Source organism: Streptomyces mesophilus, assembly GCF_011044995.1.
GTDB classification, from domain to species: domain Bacteria; phylum Actinomycetota; class Actinomycetes; order Streptomycetales; family Streptomycetaceae; genus Streptomyces; species Streptomyces mesophilus.
Window position 1 is genome coordinate 1 of record NZ_JAAKZW010000185.1, and the last position, 16,970, is coordinate 16,970.

19 protein-coding genes and 1 tRNA gene are annotated in these 16,970 nt (G+C 69.6%); 5 read left to right on the plus strand and 15 right to left on the minus strand.

Annotation, left to right across the window (positions count from 1 at the left end; genetic code table 11):
* Nucleotides 1–86: 86 nt before the first annotated feature.
* From G6045_RS30680 to G6045_RS30690, 3 genes are all read left to right on the plus strand, one after another.
* Nucleotides 87–881, plus strand: a complete 795-nt coding sequence (locus G6045_RS30680) for a response regulator transcription factor (RefSeq protein ID WP_165335422.1) — start codon at nt 87–89, stop codon at nt 879–881.
* Between the two features lie 98 nt (nt 882–979).
* Complete coding sequence (locus G6045_RS30685; RefSeq protein ID WP_165335423.1) at nt 980–2,593, plus strand: MFS transporter; 1,614 nt, start codon at nt 980–982, stop codon at nt 2,591–2,593.
* Nucleotides 2,594–2,677: 84 nt separating this feature from the next.
* Nucleotides 2,678–3,460, plus strand: coding sequence for a TetR/AcrR family transcriptional regulator (locus G6045_RS30690; RefSeq protein ID WP_165335424.1), 783 nt, complete (start codon nt 2,678–2,680; stop codon nt 3,458–3,460).
* Between the two features lie 6 nt (nt 3,461–3,466).
* Here G6045_RS30690 and G6045_RS30695 read toward each other — a convergent pair whose 3' ends face one another.
* From G6045_RS30695 to G6045_RS30710, 4 genes are all read right to left on the minus strand, one after another.
* A complete protein-coding gene (locus tag G6045_RS30695) occupies nt 3,467–3,928 on the minus strand; it encodes a PPOX class F420-dependent oxidoreductase (protein ID WP_165335425.1) in 462 nt (153 codons plus the stop codon).
* Nucleotides 3,929–3,938: 10 nt separating this feature from the next.
* Nucleotides 3,939–4,781 (minus strand): YceI family protein, encoded by an 843-nt coding sequence (locus tag G6045_RS30700; RefSeq protein WP_165335426.1) that lies wholly within the window; start codon nt 4,779–4,781, stop codon nt 3,939–3,941.
* Nucleotides 4,782–4,973: 192 nt separating this feature from the next.
* A complete protein-coding gene (locus G6045_RS30705; RefSeq protein WP_165335427.1) occupies nt 4,974–7,412 on the minus strand; it encodes an MFS transporter in 2,439 nt (812 codons plus the stop codon).
* Nucleotides 7,413–7,500: 88 nt separating this feature from the next.
* A complete protein-coding gene (locus G6045_RS30710) occupies nt 7,501–7,983 on the minus strand; it encodes a MarR family winged helix-turn-helix transcriptional regulator (RefSeq protein WP_165335428.1) in 483 nt (160 codons plus the stop codon).
* 220 nt (nt 7,984–8,203) lie between these two features.
* Between G6045_RS30710 and G6045_RS30715 the strand changes: the two genes are divergently transcribed.
* Nucleotides 8,204–8,410, plus strand: coding sequence for a hypothetical protein (locus tag G6045_RS30715; protein WP_165335429.1), 207 nt, complete (start codon nt 8,204–8,206; stop codon nt 8,408–8,410).
* A 114-nt stretch (nt 8,411–8,524) separates the two neighbouring features.
* On the opposite strand, the gene G6045_RS30720 is transcribed toward G6045_RS30715, so the two are convergent.
* From G6045_RS30720 to G6045_RS30760, 9 genes are all read right to left on the minus strand, one after another.
* Complete coding sequence (locus G6045_RS30720) at nt 8,525–9,169, minus strand: dihydrofolate reductase family protein (RefSeq protein WP_165335430.1); 645 nt, start codon at nt 9,167–9,169, stop codon at nt 8,525–8,527.
* 140 nt (nt 9,170–9,309) lie between these two features.
* On the minus strand, nt 9,310–10,128 hold the full coding sequence (locus tag G6045_RS30725) for a hypothetical protein (RefSeq protein ID WP_235968410.1): 819 nt from the start codon (nt 10,126–10,128) through the stop codon (nt 9,310–9,312).
* A gap of 115 nt (nt 10,129–10,243) precedes the next feature.
* On the minus strand, nt 10,244–11,107 hold the full coding sequence (locus G6045_RS30730) for an RNA polymerase sigma factor SigF (RefSeq protein ID WP_165335431.1): 864 nt from the start codon (nt 11,105–11,107) through the stop codon (nt 10,244–10,246).
* Nucleotides 11,108–11,344: 237 nt separating this feature from the next.
* The gene (locus tag G6045_RS30735; protein ID WP_408056382.1) at nt 11,345–12,199 is read right to left on the minus strand and encodes an RNA polymerase sigma factor SigF; all 855 of its coding nucleotides are present in this window, start codon (nt 12,197–12,199) and stop codon (nt 11,345–11,347) included.
* Nucleotides 12,200–12,397: 198 nt separating this feature from the next.
* The gene (locus G6045_RS30740; RefSeq protein WP_165335433.1) at nt 12,398–12,562 is read right to left on the minus strand and encodes a hypothetical protein; all 165 of its coding nucleotides are present in this window, start codon (nt 12,560–12,562) and stop codon (nt 12,398–12,400) included.
* 503 nt (nt 12,563–13,065) lie between these two features.
* A tRNA-Ser gene (locus G6045_RS30745) sits at nt 13,066–13,150 on the minus strand.
* Between the two features lie 101 nt (nt 13,151–13,251).
* Entirely contained in the window at nt 13,252–13,680 is a 429-nt protein-coding gene (gene tadA, locus G6045_RS30750) for a tRNA adenosine(34) deaminase TadA (RefSeq protein WP_165335439.1), read from the minus strand.
* Between the two features lie 61 nt (nt 13,681–13,741).
* Nucleotides 13,742–14,305: a tRNA adenosine deaminase-associated protein gene (locus tag G6045_RS30755; protein WP_165335434.1), complete on the minus strand. Its 564-nt coding sequence runs from the start codon at nt 14,303–14,305 to the stop codon at nt 13,742–13,744.
* Between the two features lie 200 nt (nt 14,306–14,505).
* Nucleotides 14,506–14,694, minus strand: a complete 189-nt coding sequence (locus G6045_RS30760) for a hypothetical protein (protein ID WP_165335435.1) — start codon at nt 14,692–14,694, stop codon at nt 14,506–14,508.
* A gap of 167 nt (nt 14,695–14,861) precedes the next feature.
* On the opposite strand from G6045_RS30760, the gene upp reads away from it, so the two are divergent.
* Entirely contained in the window at nt 14,862–15,497 is a 636-nt protein-coding gene (gene upp / locus G6045_RS30765; protein WP_165335436.1) for a uracil phosphoribosyltransferase, read from the plus strand.
* 196 nt (nt 15,498–15,693) lie between these two features.
* Here upp and G6045_RS30770 read toward each other — a convergent pair whose 3' ends face one another.
* Together G6045_RS30770 and G6045_RS30775 are read right to left on the minus strand one after the other, a co-directional pair.
* The gene (locus G6045_RS30770) at nt 15,694–16,338 is read right to left on the minus strand and encodes a LytR C-terminal domain-containing protein (RefSeq protein ID WP_165335437.1); all 645 of its coding nucleotides are present in this window, start codon (nt 16,336–16,338) and stop codon (nt 15,694–15,696) included.
* Nucleotides 16,339–16,460: 122 nt separating this feature from the next.
* Entirely contained in the window at nt 16,461–16,757 is a 297-nt protein-coding gene (locus tag G6045_RS30775) for a type II toxin-antitoxin system VapB family antitoxin (protein ID WP_003955420.1), read from the minus strand.
* Nucleotides 16,758–16,970: the final 213 nt, after the last annotated feature.

The following is a 16,970-nucleotide window of genomic DNA, read 5'->3' on the forward strand; positions in this document are numbered from 1 at the left end:
ACCCCGCCCCGCCCCTCAACCGTTTCTCAGGGAATTCACAGATTCGCGTCAGACAGCTCTCACGGGTCCCCGCGAAGGTCGTCACCATGGCCCCCATCAAGAGCGACACACGTACCGAACTGTTCCGGCCGGACGGCTCTCCCGTGCGGGTGCTGGTCGTGGACGACGAGGCCTCGATCACCGAGCTGCTCGCCATGGCGCTGCGCTACGAGGGCTGGGAGGTGCGCACCGCGCACGACGGCGCGAGCGCCATCCAGGCCGCACGGTCGTTCCGGCCCGATGCCGTGATCCTCGACGTGATGCTGCCCGACATGCACGGGCTCACCGTCCTGGGCCGCGTACGCGCCGACGCCCCCGACGTCCCGGTGCTCTTCCTGACCGCCAAGGACGCGGTGGAGGACCGGATCGCCGGGCTCACCGCGGGCGGCGACGACCACGTCACCAAGCCGTTCGGCCTGGAGGAGGTCGTGGCCCGGCTGCGCGGTCTGATCCGCAGGTCCGGCGCGGCGGCCAAGCGGAGTGAATCCCTGCTCGCCGTGGGGGACTTGACCCTCGACGAGGACAGCCACGAGGTGACGCGCGGCGGCGAGCAGATCCAGCTCACCGCGACCGAGTTCGAGCTGCTCCGGTATCTGATGCGCAATCCGCGCCGGGTGCTCAGCAAGGCGCAGATCCTCGACCGCGTGTGGAGTTACGACTTCGGCGGCAAGGCGAACGTCGTGGAGCTCTACATCTCGTATCTGAGGAAGAAGCTCGACGCCGGACGGCCGCCGATGATTCACACGCGGCGCGGCGCCGGCTATCTGATCAAGCCCGCCGAGACGGCCGTCAAGCCCGCCGAGACCGCGGCCGGGGTCCCCGTGGGAGCCGGCGCGCGATGAGCCCCGCGGACTGACGCAAACTCGCTGTACACCGTAGAAGAAGCCCTTGTACGGTGTACGGGACCACTTCCCGTACACCGTACAAGGAGTCCTGCCCCATGACGGCCCCGACCGCCGACCAACCCTCCGGAGCCGGAGCCCTCACCGGAGGCCACCCGCAGCGCTGGCTGATCCTCGGCGTCATCTGCCTGGCCCAGCTCACCGTGCTGCTCGACAACACCGTCCTGAGCGTGGCGATCCCCTCGCTCACCACGGAGCTCGACGCGTCCACCGCCGACATCCAGTGGATGATCAACGCGTACTCGCTCGTCCAGTCCGGCCTGCTGCTCACGGCCGGCAACATGGCCGACCGCTACGGCCGCAAGAAGCTGCTCGCCCTCGGACTCGCGCTGTTCGGCATCGGCTCGCTGTGGGCCGGACTCGCGGACTCCAGCGGCCAGTTGATCGCCGCACGCGCCGGTATGGGCATCGGCGGCGCGCTGCTCATGACCACCACGCTCGCGGTCGTCATGCAGATCTTCGACGAGAGCGAGCGCGTCAAGGCCATCGCCCTGTGGGCCACGGTCGGCTCGCTCGGCTTCGTCTGCGGCCCGCTCGTCGGCGGGTTCATCCTGGAGCACTACTGGTGGGGCGCGATCTTCCTGATCAACATCCCCGTCGCGCTCATCGGCCTCGTGGCCGTGATCAAGCTGGTGCCCGAGTCCAAGAACCCGCAGGGGGACAAGCCCGACCTGATGGGCGCGCTGCTCTCCACCATCGGTATGTCCTCGGTGGTCTTCGCGATCATCTCCGGGCCCGAGCACGGCTGGTTCTCCGCACAGGTCGGGGTCTCCGCCCTGGTGGGTGCGGTGTTCCTCGGTGCCTTCGCGCTCTACGAGCTGCGCATCCCGTATCCGATGCTGGACATGCACTTCTTCCAGAACCCGAAGTTCATCGGCGCGGTCTCCGGTTCGCTGCTCGTCGTCTTCGGCATGGGCGGTTCACTCTTCCTGCTGACGCAGCACCTCCAATTCGTCCTCGGATACGAGCCGTTGGAGGCCGGTCTGCGGATGGCGCCCCTCGCGCTGACCGTGGTGGCCCTGAACGTCACCGGCATCGGCCCGAAGTTCCTGATGAAGCTGGGCGTGCCGAAGACCGTGCTGCTCGGCATGACGGTCGTCGCCCTCGGTCTCGCCTCCATCGCGATCCTCGGCGGCGGCACCGACGGCAGCTACTGGGGCATGCTGCTCGGCCTGTTCCTGTTCGGCCTCGGTCTCGCGGTCGCCCAGCCCGCCATGGCCAACGCGATCATGAGCGCCATCCCGGCCGAGAAGGCGGGCGTGGGCGCGGGCATCAACGGCACCCTCGCGGAGTTCGGCAACGGTCTCGGTGTGGCCGTGCTCGGCGCGGTCCTCAACGCCCGCTTCGCGGCGCTCGTCACCGTCACCGCCAGCTCGCTGCCGGCCGCGGTCGCGGCGGCCAAGAGCGCCGGAGAGCGGGCCGAGATCCAGGACGCCTTCGCCACCGGTCTGCAGACCAGCCAGCTGGTCGGCGCCATCGCGGTCTTCCTCGGCGGTCTGCTCGCGGCGGCGCTCCTGCGCCGGGCCGAGCTGGCGGGCGGCGGCCCCGCGGTGCCGCCTCAGGCCGGTCCCCTCGACAAGGCCGACGTGAACAAGGCCGCGGACAGGGCCGACGCAGCCAAGGCCGACGACGGTGCGGCTCAGGCAGGCTAAGTAGCATCGAGTGCGGCGGATCGGACCGGGCTGTTCCGGTACGGTCCGCCGCACCCACCCTCGTAACGGACAAGAAGGTGCGTCATGGTCAGGGCAGCCGAGCGGGCCAAGCACCCTGCGACCTCCAGCATCTGGCTGGACAGTGAGAAGGCCGGACGGCGCCGTAAGCCGGACCAGCCGGACGGGCTCGACCGCGACAAGATCGTGGAGACGTCGATCCGGATGCTGGACGCGGAGGGACTGGCCAAGTTCTCGATGCGCAAGCTGGCCGCGGAGCTGAACGTCACCGCGATGTCCGTCTACTGGTACGTGGACACCAAGGACGACATTCTCGAACTCGCCCTGGACGCCGCCTTCCGCGAGGTGGAGCTGCCCGATCCGGACCGGGCCGTGAGCTGGCGGGACGATCTGCGGGCGCTCGCCGAGTCGTACCGGTCCATGCTGGTGCGGCACACCTGGGCCGCCGCGATCCTCAACACGTATCTCAACATCGGACCGAACGCGCTCCAGGTCGCACGTGCCATCCAGGACATCGCGATCGCGACGGGACTGCCGCCCGCGGGGCAGGCGGGTGCGATCACCGCGGTCTTCCAGTTCGTGTACGGCTTCAGCACGACGATGGGGAACTTCCAGCGCAGGTGCGACGAGTCCGGGGTCACCCAGGACGAGTACTACGCGCAGGCCATGGCCGCCTTCCAGAAGGATCCGGAACTCATGGACACCATGGAGCGCTCCAAGCCGATCATCGAGGCCCGGGGCGGCTCCACGGTCGCGGAGATGTGGACGCGTGACTTCGCGTTCGGGCTCGATGTGCTGATCACGGGGATCGAGGCGATGGTGGCGCGCGCCGAGGAGTCCTCGGCCTGACAGTCCCTACGCGAGCCGCGCCGGAAACCCGCCCGTCGCCACGGGCCCCCACCGCTCGGGTGTGACCCGGATGATCGACTTGCCCTGCTCGACCATCGCCTCGCGGTATTCGTCCCAGTCCGGATGCTCACCGGAGATGGTGCGGAAGTACTCCACGAGCGGCTCCACCGACGCGGGGGAGTCGATCACCTCGGCGGTCCCGTCGATCTGCACCCACGGCCCGTTCCACTCGTCGCTCAGGACGAGCACGCTCACGCGCTCGTCCCGCTTGGCGTTACGGGTCTTCGCGCGCTCCGGATACGTGGACATCACGATCCGGCCCGAATCGTCGACACCGCAGGTCAGCGGGGACGCCTGCGGGCTCCCGTCCGCGCGGCGCGTGAGCAGGACCGCCCGGTGACGTGGGCGTACGAAATCCAGCAACTGGTCGAGGTCGACACGGGTGTTGGTAGCGATGCTTCTGGCCATACGGCTCACCTTACGAGTCGGCGGCCGCGTCTTCCCGAAGGCCTTCCCGAAGCTCTTCCCGTACGAGCTGAATGTCCAGCTCCACCCGCAGCGTCGCCCCGATCGCCGCGACCCCGGCCTGCACGATCTGGTTGTAGTGCATCGCGAAGTCCTCGCGGTGCAGGGTCGCGCTCGCGCGGAAACCGGCGCGCAGCCCGCCCCAGGGGTCGGTGCTCGTGCCCGAGTACGTGAGTTCCAGGGGGACTTCACGGGTGACGCCGCGCAGCGTGAGCGTGCCGTCCACCGTCCACTTGCCGGGTGCGGTCTCGCGTACCGACGTACCGCGGTAGACGAGCGACGGGTGCTGCTCGACGTCGAGGAAGTCGGGGGAGCGCAGATGCTTGTCGCGCAGCGCGTTGCCGGTGTCGATGGAGTCGGCGACCAGCGTGGCCTCGACCGTCGAGGAACGGACGTCGGGCGCGATCTCGATGGTCCCGCCGAACTCGGTGAACCGTCCGTGCACGCTGGAGATCCCCAGATGCTGCGCGACCGCGGCCACCGTGGAGTGCGCCGGGTCGATGGACCAGCGTCCGGGCGGCGGGAGTTCGGCCCCGCCCTGCCGGGTGAGCGCGATCGTGCCGAGCTCGGCCCGGCCGCTCGCCGTGACCAGGGCGGTCGCGGCGTGCGGCGCGTAGCCGACGGCCGTGACGATCGCGGTGTACGGGCCGGCGACGAGGACCTCCGTCGTCCGTACGGCACCCTCCGCGTCCGCACCCGCTCTGAGCACCTGCTCGCCGCGCATGTCCGTCAGCGTCACCACCGCGTGCTCGACCGCCCAGCCGTCGCCGGTCCGGATCCGCGCCGTCACTCCCACAGCCAACTCCCCTTGCATGGATGCCTGATCAGGCAATGGATGCCGGTCAAGGCACCAGAAGCAAAATCGGGGCCCGGCGGGCCGTCCCCTGCCCGCCGGGCCCCCTTTCCCTGTCCGTTCACCGGCCCCTGCCTCCGCTAGGAGCAGGGACCGGGGAACGTGGGTCCTGAACTACCCGCTCCCGTAAGCGCGTTACGCGTCGGGGTGGGTGAGCTCGATGTCCTGCCCGTCGACCCCGCGGCCCGCGACCGTCAGGGCCATCGCGGCCGGCGGATAGCCGGTGGCCATCAGCGTGTACTCGCCGCCGTCCAGATCGGCGAAGGCGTACGCACCGTCCTCGCCGGTCGTCGCGGTCGCGACCACATTGCCGGCGCCGTCCACCAGCGTGACCCGCGCGTCCTTCAGCGGACCGCCGCCGGCGAGCACACGCCCGCCGACCCGGGCCCCGGAGTGCAGCGCCACTTCGATCTGCGTGACGCCCTGTCCGGCCACCTCGACGGGGAGCGCGACGGGACGGTGCCCCGGAGCGTTCACCGCGACGGTCACCGCACCCGGCACCAGCTCCGCGAAGCCGAACTCGCCCTGCTCGCCGCTGAGTCCGGTGGCCAGCACATCGCCGCGCACATCGGTCACGACGACCATCGCGCCGACGACCGGCTCACCGCCCTCGGCGGCGAGCACGACTCCGGTGAGCCCGCTCGTACCGCTGAGCAGCAGGTCGTACGCGAGAGGGCCTTCGCCCACGACGACCGTGGCGGCCTGCGGCTGGAAGCCGTCGGCGGACGCGATCAGGACGTACGAGCCGGGGCCCGGAGCGTCCACGCTGTACGCGCCGTCGGCCTGCGCGATCGTCCGGCCGAGCTGCCGTCCCGCGAGCGAGATCAGCGTGACGGCGGCGCGGGGCACGGGGGCCTGGTCGGCGGTGCGGACGATGCCGCGGACCGGGGTGCCGTCGGAGAGGGCAGCCGGCTCGGCGACCGTGGTCACCTCGGCCGCGGCGGCCGCCTCGACGGGCGCGGACTCCACCGGCTCCTCGGACACCGCGGGCACCGGCGCCGCGTGGGCGGTCCGCAGCGGCACCTCCTTGATGAACAGCGTGATCAGGAAGGCGAGTCCGGCAGCCGGAGCGGCGTACAGGAAGACATCGGCGACACCGTGCCCGTACGCGACCTCCATCACGGTACGTATCGGCGCGGGCAACTGGTCCAGGTTGGGAATGCCGCCGCCACCGGTGCCGCCGTGCCCGAGCTCGGCGCCCTTGGGGCCGAGTTCGGTGAGGCCGTCCTTGACGTAATCCGTCACCCGGGTGGCCATGACGGCACCGAGCGCCGAGACACCGATCGCACCACCGAGGGAGCGGAAGAAGGTGACGACGGACGAGGCCGCGCCGAGGTCGCTGGGGTCGACCTGGTTCTGGGTGCAGAGCACGAGGTTCTGCATCATCATGCCGATGCCGAGACCCATCAGGGCCATGTAGATCGCCAGATGCCAGTACGGGGTGTCGTACCGCATCGTGCCGAGCAGACCGAGACCGGCCGTCACCAGGGCACCGCCGGCGACCAGCCAGCCCTTCCACTTGCCGGTCTTGGTGATGATCTGGCCCGAGAGCGTCGAGGAGACGAAGAGTCCGCCGATCATCGGGATCGTCATGATCCCGGACATCGTCGGGGACTTGTCCCGCGCGAGCTGGAAGTACTGGCTGAAGAACACCGTGCCGCTGAACATCGCGACACCCACGAACAGCGACGCGAGCGAGGCGAGCGTGATGGTGCGGTTGCGGAACAGGCGCAGCGGGATGATCGGCTCGCTGGCCTTGGTCTCGGTGAACAGGAACAGCGCGATCAGTGCGAGCGAACCGCCGACCATCGCCCCGGTCTGCCAGGACATCCAGTCGTACTTGTCGCCGGCGAAGGTCACCCAGACCAGGAGCAGCGAGACGGCCGCCGAGATCAGGAAGGCGCCGGTCCAGTCGACCTTCACCTTGCGCTTGGTGACCGGCAGCTTGAGCGTCTTCTGCAGCACGACGAGCGCGATGATCGCGAACGGCACACCGACGTAGAAGCACCAGCGCCAGCCCCAGTGATCGGTGATCACACCGCCGAGCAGCGGACCGCCGACGGTCGCGACGGCGAAGGTGGCGCCCAAGTAGCCGCTGTAGCGGCCGCGTTCGCGCGGCGCGATCATCGCGGCCATCACGATCTGGGCGAGCGCGGACAGACCGCCGACGCCGATGCCCTGGACGACACGGCAGGCGATCAGCATCCCGGCGCTGGTCGAAAGACCGGCGACGACGGAACCCGCCACATAGATGACGAGCGATATCTGGACGAGCAGCTTCTTGCTGAACAGGTCGGCGAGCTTGCCCCACAGCGGCGTCGCGGCCGTCATGGAGAGCAGGGCGGCGGTGACGACCCAGGTGTACGCGGACTGGCCGCCGCCGAGGTCGGAGATGATCTCCGGCAGGGCGTTGGAGACGATCGTGGACGACAGGATCGCCACGAACATGCCGAGCAGCAGACCGGAGAGCGCCTCCATGATCTGCTTGTGCGTCATCGGGGCACCGTCGTTCGCCGACGGGCCTCCGTGCTTGGCATGGCTGCCCCGCACACCGGTGGGTGTGGTCGTTGCCATGAAAGTCCTTCTCTTCGTGCTTTGTTGCGGTTTGCGGGGGGATTCGGCCGTACGGATAGAGCCGTACGGGCAGAGCTCGGGTGGGGGCTCAGGCCGGCAACGGCGGCGGCTCGGCCAGGTGCTGCAGCCGGGGTGTGCTCCCCCGGCACTCGCCGAAGCTGGCGTGCAGCTTGGCGAGCAGTGCGTTCAGCTGGCCGACCTCGTCGTCGGACCAGCCGCTGAGGCAGTGCGCGAGCGCCTGCGTATAGCGCTCGCCGAGCTCGTCGAGCCGCTGCTTTCCGGCGGGTGTGAGTCTGAGGATGCGCGAGCGGCGGTCACCGGGGTCGGGGTCCCGGTCGATCCAGCCGCGGTCGGCGACATGGGCGACGTGCCGGCTGGTGACCGACATGTCGATGGCGAGCAGCTCGGCGAGCCGGCTCATCCGCATCTCGCCGTGCTTGTCGAGCACGGTGAGCACGGCGGCGGAGCCGGGCGGGCAGTCGGCCGGCAGTACGCGGGCAAGATCCCGCTTGACCGCACTGACACCGCTCAACTGCCGGGCGAGCTCCCCGTATTGCTCCTGCGCGGCCATTGGGCATCCCCCGGGACATCTGGTTTGTTGCTTAGGGCAACCATAGAAGCGGATGGTTGCCGCAGGCAAATTAAAAGGGACCAAAGCACTTAAAGTCCTGGTAATGGTCGGGCAAAGGGGCTGGTGGGTTGTACGGGGATCGTGAGGGCCGCGTACGGGGGCCATGTGTCACCAGGCCTGGGGTTGGGCCGGGCCCCCGACTTCGCTAGGGTCCTGCTCCATGGCACACAACCCCCAGGCGCCCCAGGGTCCCGAGAGTCACGACCCCGCGGGCAGCACCCAGATGTTCCGCGCCTTCGTCGACGAGGGCGCCCCGCGCCGTGCGCAGGCCGCCCCTGCTCCCGCGGGACCGCGGATCGGCTTGATCGTCGGCGTCCTCGCGGCCGTCGTCATCGTCGCCGCGGTGGCCTGGCTCGCGCTCGGCTAGTGGGCTGACGGGGAAGCCCGGCGCCGACGTCCGGCACCGGGCTCTCGCGTCGCTCCCGCCAGGCTTCGGGCTCACCTCCACCAGGCTTCAGCTCACCTCCGCCAGGCGTCGGGCTCACTTCCGCCAGAACAGGTGGTGCGTCACACCGCTCGCGCTGGGCACGACCTCCAGGTGGAAGCGGTCGAGCAGTTCCTCGGGGGACTCCCACAGCTGCAGTCCGGACCCGAGCTTCACCGGCGAGACCGCCACGTGCAGGGTGTCGACCAGGCCGGCATCGAGGAACTGCCGGATGGTGGTGACCCCGCCACCGAGCCGGACATCCTTGCCCTGCGCCGCTTCCCGCGCCCGTTCGAGCACCGTGGCCGGGTCGTCGTCCACGAAGTGGAACGTGGTGTCGGAGAGCGTGAACGACGGCCGCGTGTGGTGGGTCATCACGAACACCGGAGTACGGAACGGGGGCTCGTCCCCCCACCACCCGTGCCACTCCTCGCCCTGCCAGGGCCCGCGCTGGGGCCCGAACTTGTTGCGGCCCATGATCTCGGCACCGATATTGCGCGCGAAGTCACGGGTGAAGTAGTCGTCGAGGCCCCGGCTCCCACCGGGATCCGTCCGCATCGGCCAGCTCGCCGTGGCACCGGCCCAGGAGAACAGCCGCTCGGGACGCTCGAGGCCGAACGGCTGCTCCAGGCTCTGCTGCTCACCGGCAGCGATGCCGTCGCTCGAGACGTTGAAGTTCATGACTCTCAGCAGTTGATCCATGGGTTTCCTCGCCAGGTCCTGTCGCGTCGGTGTGCGGCGAGGTGCCGCACATCATGACGTCGAACGGGATCCGGCCGGATCGACAGCTGCCCGAATCTTTTCCAGGACGCTTCACACGGCGCCCCGGCCCCCGTGCCGGCCTACTGCCACTTCACCGAGACGTCCCGCGTCTCGATATGCATCCCCAGGGGTACGCGCCACGACTCGACGCACACCGTCCACGTCTGCTCCTTCTTCGCCCCCGCGGCGATCGGAGCAGCCACCTTGTGCGTGGACTTGATGGTCGCCCAGTCGACCCCGAGGCCGCCGATGATGTGCGTCCCGAAGGTCACCTCGCCCGAACGCACCGCCGTACCACCGGTGTTGTGCAGGGTCAGGGTGACCTTCTCGCACCAGCGCTTGTCGGTCGCCTTGCGCACGGGCTCGCCCACGACCTTGAGCACCGCGGGCCCGGCAGGGGTCTCTGCACTTGGCGAGGAGCCCGAACTCCCCGACGTACCACCGGAGTCACCGCCGCCGGACCCGCCGGCTCCTCCCGTACCACCGGAGGAGCCGGACGCACCGGACGCGCCCGTACTCCCGCTCCCGCCGGACGACTCCCCCTCCGAGCCGCCCGATCCCGAGCCGGAGCCTGCGCTGTCCGCGCCACCGTTCCCGCCGGAGCCGCCCGTACCGGACGTGGCCCCGCCGGAGTCCGCGCCGTCCTTCTCCGAAGCGGATCCGGACGGCGGCTTCTCTTTCCCGTCCTCGTCCAGCGGTACGAACTCCACGTCCTCCGTGGGCTCCACCGGTTCGACCCGATCGCTGGGCCCGGCACCCGCCGCACCCACGGCCACGTAACCGTCGTCGGACGTGCCGCTGCCACAGGCGGCGAGCAGGGTGCCGAGGCAGACCACGGCGGCGGAGGCCGCGACGGCCATGCCGCGGCGCCGGCGAAGGAAGAGACTCCTGGCGCTCATCGCGCCAGTGTGGCTGACGGGGCGTCAATTAGGAACCCTGGAATTCCTGCAATCAGAAGCCCTGTCAACAACTCCCGTGGCCGGAACCGGATTTCAGCCGGACCGGCCTCGGTCCTCAGTCCGCGATCAGCCCTTCCCTGAGCTGTGCGAGGGTCCGCGTGAGCAGCCGCGAGACATGCATCTGCGAGATGCCGACCTCTTCGCCGATCTGCGACTGCGTCATGTTCGCGAAGAACCGCAGCATGATGATCTGGCGCTCGCGCGGCGGCAGTTTGGCCAGCAGCGGCTTCAGGGACTCGCGGTACTCGACGCCTTCGAGCGCCGCGTCCTCGTAACCGAGCCGGTCCGCGAGCGAGCCCTCGCCGCCGTCGTCCTCGACGGCCGGGGAGTCGAGCGAGGAGGCGGTGTACGCGTTGCCGACCGCGAGGCCGTCGACGACGTCCTCCTCCGATACGCCGAGCACAGCGGCGAGTTCGGGCACGGTCGGGGAGCGGTCGAGCTTCTGCGCGAGTTCGTCGCTGGCCTTGGTCAGCGCCAGGCGCAGCTCCTGGAGTCTGCGCGGCACGCGCACCGACCAGGAGGTGTCGCGGAAGAAGCGCTTGATCTCGCCGACGACGGTCGGCATCGCGAACGTCGGGAACTCGACGCCGCGTTCACAGTCGAAGCGGTCGATCGCCTTGATCAGGCCGATGGTGCCGACCTGGACGATGTCCTCCATCGGCTCGTTGCGGCTGCGGAACCGTGCCGCGGCGTAGCGCACGAGCGGGAGGTTCAACTCGATGAGTGTGTCGCGTACATACGTACGCTCCGGGCTGTCCTCGTCGAGCGTCGCAAGCCGCAGGAAGAGCGAGCGGGACAGGGTGCGGGTGTCGATGACGGCCGGGCGGGAATCAACCGGGATCTCTGCGCGGTCCAGCACATCGGCTGCGTTCGCCGCACTGCGCGTGAGCACCTTCGAGCTGCCCTGATCTGCGGACATGCCACCCCCTCTTGGGTCGCGGACGGTCGCGGCCGGCGCTCCCGTCTTCAAGGAACGCAGCCTCCACCTGAATACCGGTCGTGGGGCTGCGGCAAACGCGGTTCCAGCAGAATGTCACATGTCGGCAACACGCTGTAGTGACATGTCGACAAGAAAGGGCGGAATCTGCGCAGGTAAAGGGGGTTCTGCGGCTTTTCGAGCGCTCAAGTAGGCCCAAAAGAGCGCTACTCGATCCAGCTACGCTTCGATCCTGTTTGCGGATCGAAGTCGTGCGAAGCTCCGGGCGAGGAGCCTTGACACATGCATCTGCGAGACGCCGAGTTCGGCGCTGATCTGCGACTGCGTGAGATTGCTGTAGTAGCGCAGGAGCAGAATCCGCTGCTCCCTCTCGGGCAGTTGCACCAGGAGATGCCGTACGAGATCGCGGTGCTCCACGCCGTCGAGCGCGGGGTCCTCATAGCCGAGCCGGTCGAGCAGCCCGGGCAGCCCGTCGCCCTCCTGGGCCGCCTCCAGTGAGGTCGCGTGGTACGAACGCCCGGCCTCGATGCAGGCAAGCACCTCGTCCTCGGTGATCCGCAGCCGCTCGGCGATCTCGGCGGTGGTGGGCGAGCGCCCGAACGCGGTCGTCAGATCCTCGGTCGCGCTGGTCACCTGCACCCACAGCTCGTGCAGCCTGCGCGGTACGTGGACGGTGCGCACGTTGTCGCGGAAGTACCGCTTGATCTCGCCGACCACCGTGGGCATCGCGAAGGTCGGGAACTGCACCCCGCGGTCCGGGTCGAAGCGGTCGATCGCGTTGATCAGGCCGATGGTGCCGACCTGGACCACGTCCTCCATCGGCTCGTTGCGGCTGCGGAAGCGCGCGGCGGCGTACCGCACGAGCGGCAGGTTCGCCTCGATCAGCGCGGCCCGTACGCGGCTGTGCTCGGGGGTGCCGACGGTCAGCTGCTTGAGCTGGCCGAAGAGCACCTGGGTCAGGGCCCGGGTGTCCGCGGTCCGCTGCTTGGCCGGGGAGAGCACACGGTCGCCGCCGTCCGCGGATCCGGCCGCGGGTTCCTGGGACGGCACTTGGGGAGCAGTACTGGCCGGCACAGTCAACGCCACCCCTTATCGATGCAACCGATCAACATTTCGCAAAAGCGGTCATAGCATCACAAGACATGTGCACTGTGTGCAAGCACCGTATAAGGCCGTGTTGAAGGCAAGTTGGGGCGTAAACCTAAAAATGCCCCCCACGTTCGAGTGGAGGGCGGGATGCCCGAGCTGACTGCGGAGGCGGCGTGCGGGGGTCTAGTTCACGAGCTCCGACATGAAGTCGCCGACGCCCTGAGCCGCGTCGGAAATGCCCTCGAAGCCCACCTGGACCAGGTCGGCAGCACGTTCCGGGGACGTGATGATCGTGTACAGCACGAAGACGACGACCATGTAGAGCGCGACCTTCTTCGCTTGCACCACGTTCGGCCTCCCCGCCCTGTCTTCCTGCGTGCAGTCGGGTGAGTCTATCCACGGCTCACGGGCCCGGGTGAAGGTGCCTCCATTGGCTCTACGGCCTGCACAGCTTCTCCGGCTCCACGGCGAAAGCCCCGGCTCCGTGAAGGTGCCGGGGCTTCGCTCCGAGTGGGCGGGGGAAGCGGCATCGGGGGGACAAGCCGCTTCCCCCGACGAGGACCTGGCTCTTCAGTCCACGCCGCAGTCAGGGGGGGAAGCTTGCGGCGTGGACCCCGCAGTAGAGCCGGGTCCCGAGAGCCTGCGGATTCCTGCCAGATCCGCCGGGCTCACCACCCATCCTGCTCCTGTACGGGACCGGCGCAGTGCGGCAAAGGGCCCGCCTTGGCGGGCCTTAGGTCCTTAAACACCGGGTGAGGAGAGGGGGCTCAAGGAGCCTGCCGAACGCTCGAGTTCATAAGGGCGCCGGGGAAAGCACGAAGGGCCCCGGCGATGCCGGGGCCCTTCACAAGCGGTAGCGGAGGGATTTGAACCCTCGGTTACTTGCGCAACACTCGCTTTCGAGGCGAGCTCCTTCGGCCGCTCGGACACGCTACCGAGAGAGAGCTTAGCCCAAAGGAGCCCCTGGTCAGAAATCCGTATCCGCGAAGCCCGTCGTGAGGTGCCGCACACCGGTTCCGGCGGGTCCGGACGGGCCCTCAGCGGTCCCGGAAGAAGCGGGTGAGGCGGGCCGAGCACTCCGCCTCCAGGACGCCCGCGACCACCTCGGGGCGGTGGTTGAGCCGCCGGTCGCGGACGAGATCCCACAGGGAGCCCGCGGCGCCGGCCTTCTCGTCCCGTGCCCCGTAGACGACCCGGGCGATACGGGACTGCACGAGCGCGCCCGCGCACATCACGCACGGTTCGAGCGTGACGACGAGGGTGCAGCCGGTCAGCCGCCACTCCCCGAGCTTCGCCGCGGCCCGGCGCAGGGCGAGGACCTCGGCGTGAGCGGTGGGGTCGCCGGTGGCCTCGCGCTCGTTGTGCCCCGCGGCGAGCAGCTCGCCGTCCGGGCCGAGGACGAGGGCGCCGACGGGGACATCGCCGCCCCGGAGGGCCAGTTCGGCCTGCTCCAGGGCGTGCTCCATCGGCGCCCGCCAGCGGTCGCGTACAGGATCGGAGATGTTCAAGGTGCTGTACGTATGCGGGTCAGCGCACCGTCTCCAGGACCTCCGAGGCGCCCAGGGCCTCGGCGATCTCGTTCAGGGCGTCGGTGTGCAGGGACAGGAGTTCCTTCTCGGACAGGCCCAGGTCGTCGAGGATCCGGGTGTCGCCGAGCGGGCCCGGGGGCACGGCCTCGGACGAGCCCTCGATGACCGCGGAGTCGTCGTCCTCCTCCGGGTCGGGCTCGCCGTCCTCGGTGCCATCGAGGTCGGTCAGGTCCTCCAGGTCGTCCTCGTCGGCCGTGCCGGGCTCACGGCCAAGGAGCTCGTCGGTGAGGAGGATCTCGCCGTAGCTGCTGCGGGAGGCCGCGGCCGCGTCCGAGACGTAGATCCGGGGGTCCTCTTCGCCGTCCACGCGGACGACGCCGAACCACACATCTTCTTGCTCGATGAAGACGAGCGCTGTTTCCTCATCGGAGCCGCCCGTGACACCGGCCGCGTGTTCCCGGGCCAGTTCTGTCAGGTCCGACAGGGTCTCCACATCGTCGAGCTCCGTGTCGCTCGCTTCCCACCCGTCTTCGGTGCGCGCGAGCAGTGCGGCGAAGTACACCGTGACTCTCCCACTGGTCTGAGGCGTGCCGGTCGGGGGTCCCCCCGGCGGAGTCTGGACGAGGAAGTGCACTTCGGCCCCGCCCACTCGGAATCGTGGCAGAAACGAAGGCTTCGCGAGAGGTCTTCGGTGCGCTGTGTCTGCGGCGCGCCGTGGATGTGATCCTCAGGACACCGGTCAGGAGGGCCCGCGCCGCCCCGTCACCAGCGGAACGTACGCATCCGCATGGCCTGGCGCATGCGTGCCGCCCGCGCGCGCCGGGGCTTCACACGGTCGCGCAGCTCCTTGGCCTCATGGCGCTCGCGCAGGAACTGGGCGCGGCGCCTGCGGCGCTCGGCATCGGTTTCGGGCTGCTCCTGCGGCTGTTCGTCTCGCACGGGCCACACCACCCTCCGGTCTTGCCCCTGCAGTTTCCCTCGTACGGCCGGTTTGATGCGACCGCTCACGGGTGCGGTGCCGAACGTGAGCGCGAGCCGGGGCCTGTTTGCGCCGGTAACCTGGTGGCGGCGGGTCGAGCCCGCAGTTCGGACCCGTGACCTGGAGCTTGGAGGCTCTTGTGCGCCTGCACGTCGTCGACCACCCCCTGGTCGCGCACAAACTCACCACGCTGCGCGACAAGCGCACCGATTCCCCGACCTTCCGCCGTCTCGCCGACGAGCTCGTGACGCTGCTCGCGTACGAGGCGACGCGGGACGTGCGCACCGAGCAGGTCGACATCGAGACGCCCGTGGGCCCGACCACCGGGGTCAAGCTCTCCTACCCGCGCCCGCTGGTCGTGCCGATCCTGCGCGCCGGGCTCGGCATGCTCGACGGCATGGTCCGGCTGCTTCCGACCGCCGAGGTGGGCTTCCTCGGGATGGTCCGCAACGAGGAGACGCTCGAGGCGTCCACGTATGCGACGCGGATGCCTGAGGACCTGTCCGGACGCCAGGTCTACGTCGTCGACCCGATGCTCGCCACCGGCGGCACCCTGGTCGCGGCCATCAAGGAGCTCATCAAGCGCGGCGCCGACGACGTCACCGCCGTCGTGCTGCTCGCGGCGCCCGAGGGCGTCGAGGTGATGGAGCGCGAGCTGGCCGGTACACCGGTCACCGTGCTGACCGCGGCGGTCGACGAGCGGCTCAACGAGGTCGGCTACATCGTGCCGGGCCTCGGGGACGCGGGGGACCGGATGTACGGGTCGGCCGAGTAGCGCCTGTACTCGACCGCAGAACATGACCGAGGGGCCGCCGGATGTCCGGCGGCCCCTCGGTGCGTGGCGTGCGTCGTGCGTGGCGTGCGTCGTGCGTGGCGTGCGTGGAGCGGGCGTTGTCAGTGGGTGCCGATAGCCTGGAAAGGGCTTCGGCCCCCGGGCGGGAGGGGACTGTCCCGGCGAGCGGGGGAGACCGTCAGCAGCCCTTCGGCTTCGGCGGTGCCGCCGCCGGCTTCGTCAGGGCGTCCAGGGCCTTCACCGCGTCCTCCTTCTTGGCCAGGGACTTGAAGTCCGCGCCGAGGATGAGGTCGATGTCCGCCGTCTTACGGGCGTCCGTCTGCGGTTCCGCGCCCGCGACCTGGGTGCCGAGGACGACGATTCCCTTGGTCAGAGCGGACTTGGGGCCCAGCAGTATCGCTTCGCCCTTGACCTTCTTGTCGAACTCCTTCGACGCGTTGCCCACCTTGCCGATGACGAAGCCGCGCTTCTTGAGCTCGTCCGCCGTCTCCTTGGCGAGGCCGCCGCGCGGCGTGGCGTTGAAGACGTTGACCTGCACCTCCGCCGGCTTCGGCAGCACCATCGGGGGCTTCTTCGGCGGGGCCGAGGAGGCGGCGGCCGGCTTGCAGTCGGGCTTGTTGGCGGCGACGGTTCTGTCGCTCTTGTCGCCCGAGAAGACGGCGATCAACTCGATGGTCCCGTAGGCAAGCAGCCCGAGAGCGGCGGCGCAGGCGAAGACCGCGAGCACGATCCGGCGGCGCCGCCGGTTGCGGCGCATCCGCGGGTACTTGTCCCCCGTGATGCGGTATTCGCCGCCCATGCCGGGGGGTGTGAGCATGCTCATGGGCGCAGCGTAATGCCGGGGGTGGGGTCTGCCTACTAAATGATCAATGGGTGGCGGCCGAACCCAACCCGAAAGGGTCAATGCCGACTTGAGGTCGCCACCGCGGCGGTGTGCCCGGGGCGCTAGCCCAGTTCGAGCACGCGCGCGTGCAGGACCTGGCGCTGCTGCAGGGCCGCACGGACGGCGCGGTGCAGGCCGTCCTCGAGGTAGAGGTCGCCCTGCCACTTCACGACATGCGCGAAGAGGTCGCCGTAGAAGGTGGAGTCCTCCGCGAGGAGGGTCTCCAGGTCCAGCTGGCCCTTGGTGGTCACCAGCTGATCGAGGCGGACCGGGCGCGGCGCGACATCCGCCCACTGCCGGGTGCTTTCCCGGCCGTGGTCGGGGTACGGCCGGCCGTTTCCGATGCGCTTGAAGATCACACGGAAAGCCTACCGGGCAGGGGGCTCCGGGCGCAGCCATGGCGACGGAGTGCGAGGCTGGGAAATGCCGCCCCAAACCGGGGCATACCGGGAACAGTCAAACCGGGAACAGGGGCCTGAAATGAGCGAGAGCGAGCGGAGGGCGCCCGAGGGCGCCGACCTGCCCGATGCCACGACGGCCCCCGCGGCGGGTGCCGAGGCCGCGGCCACCCC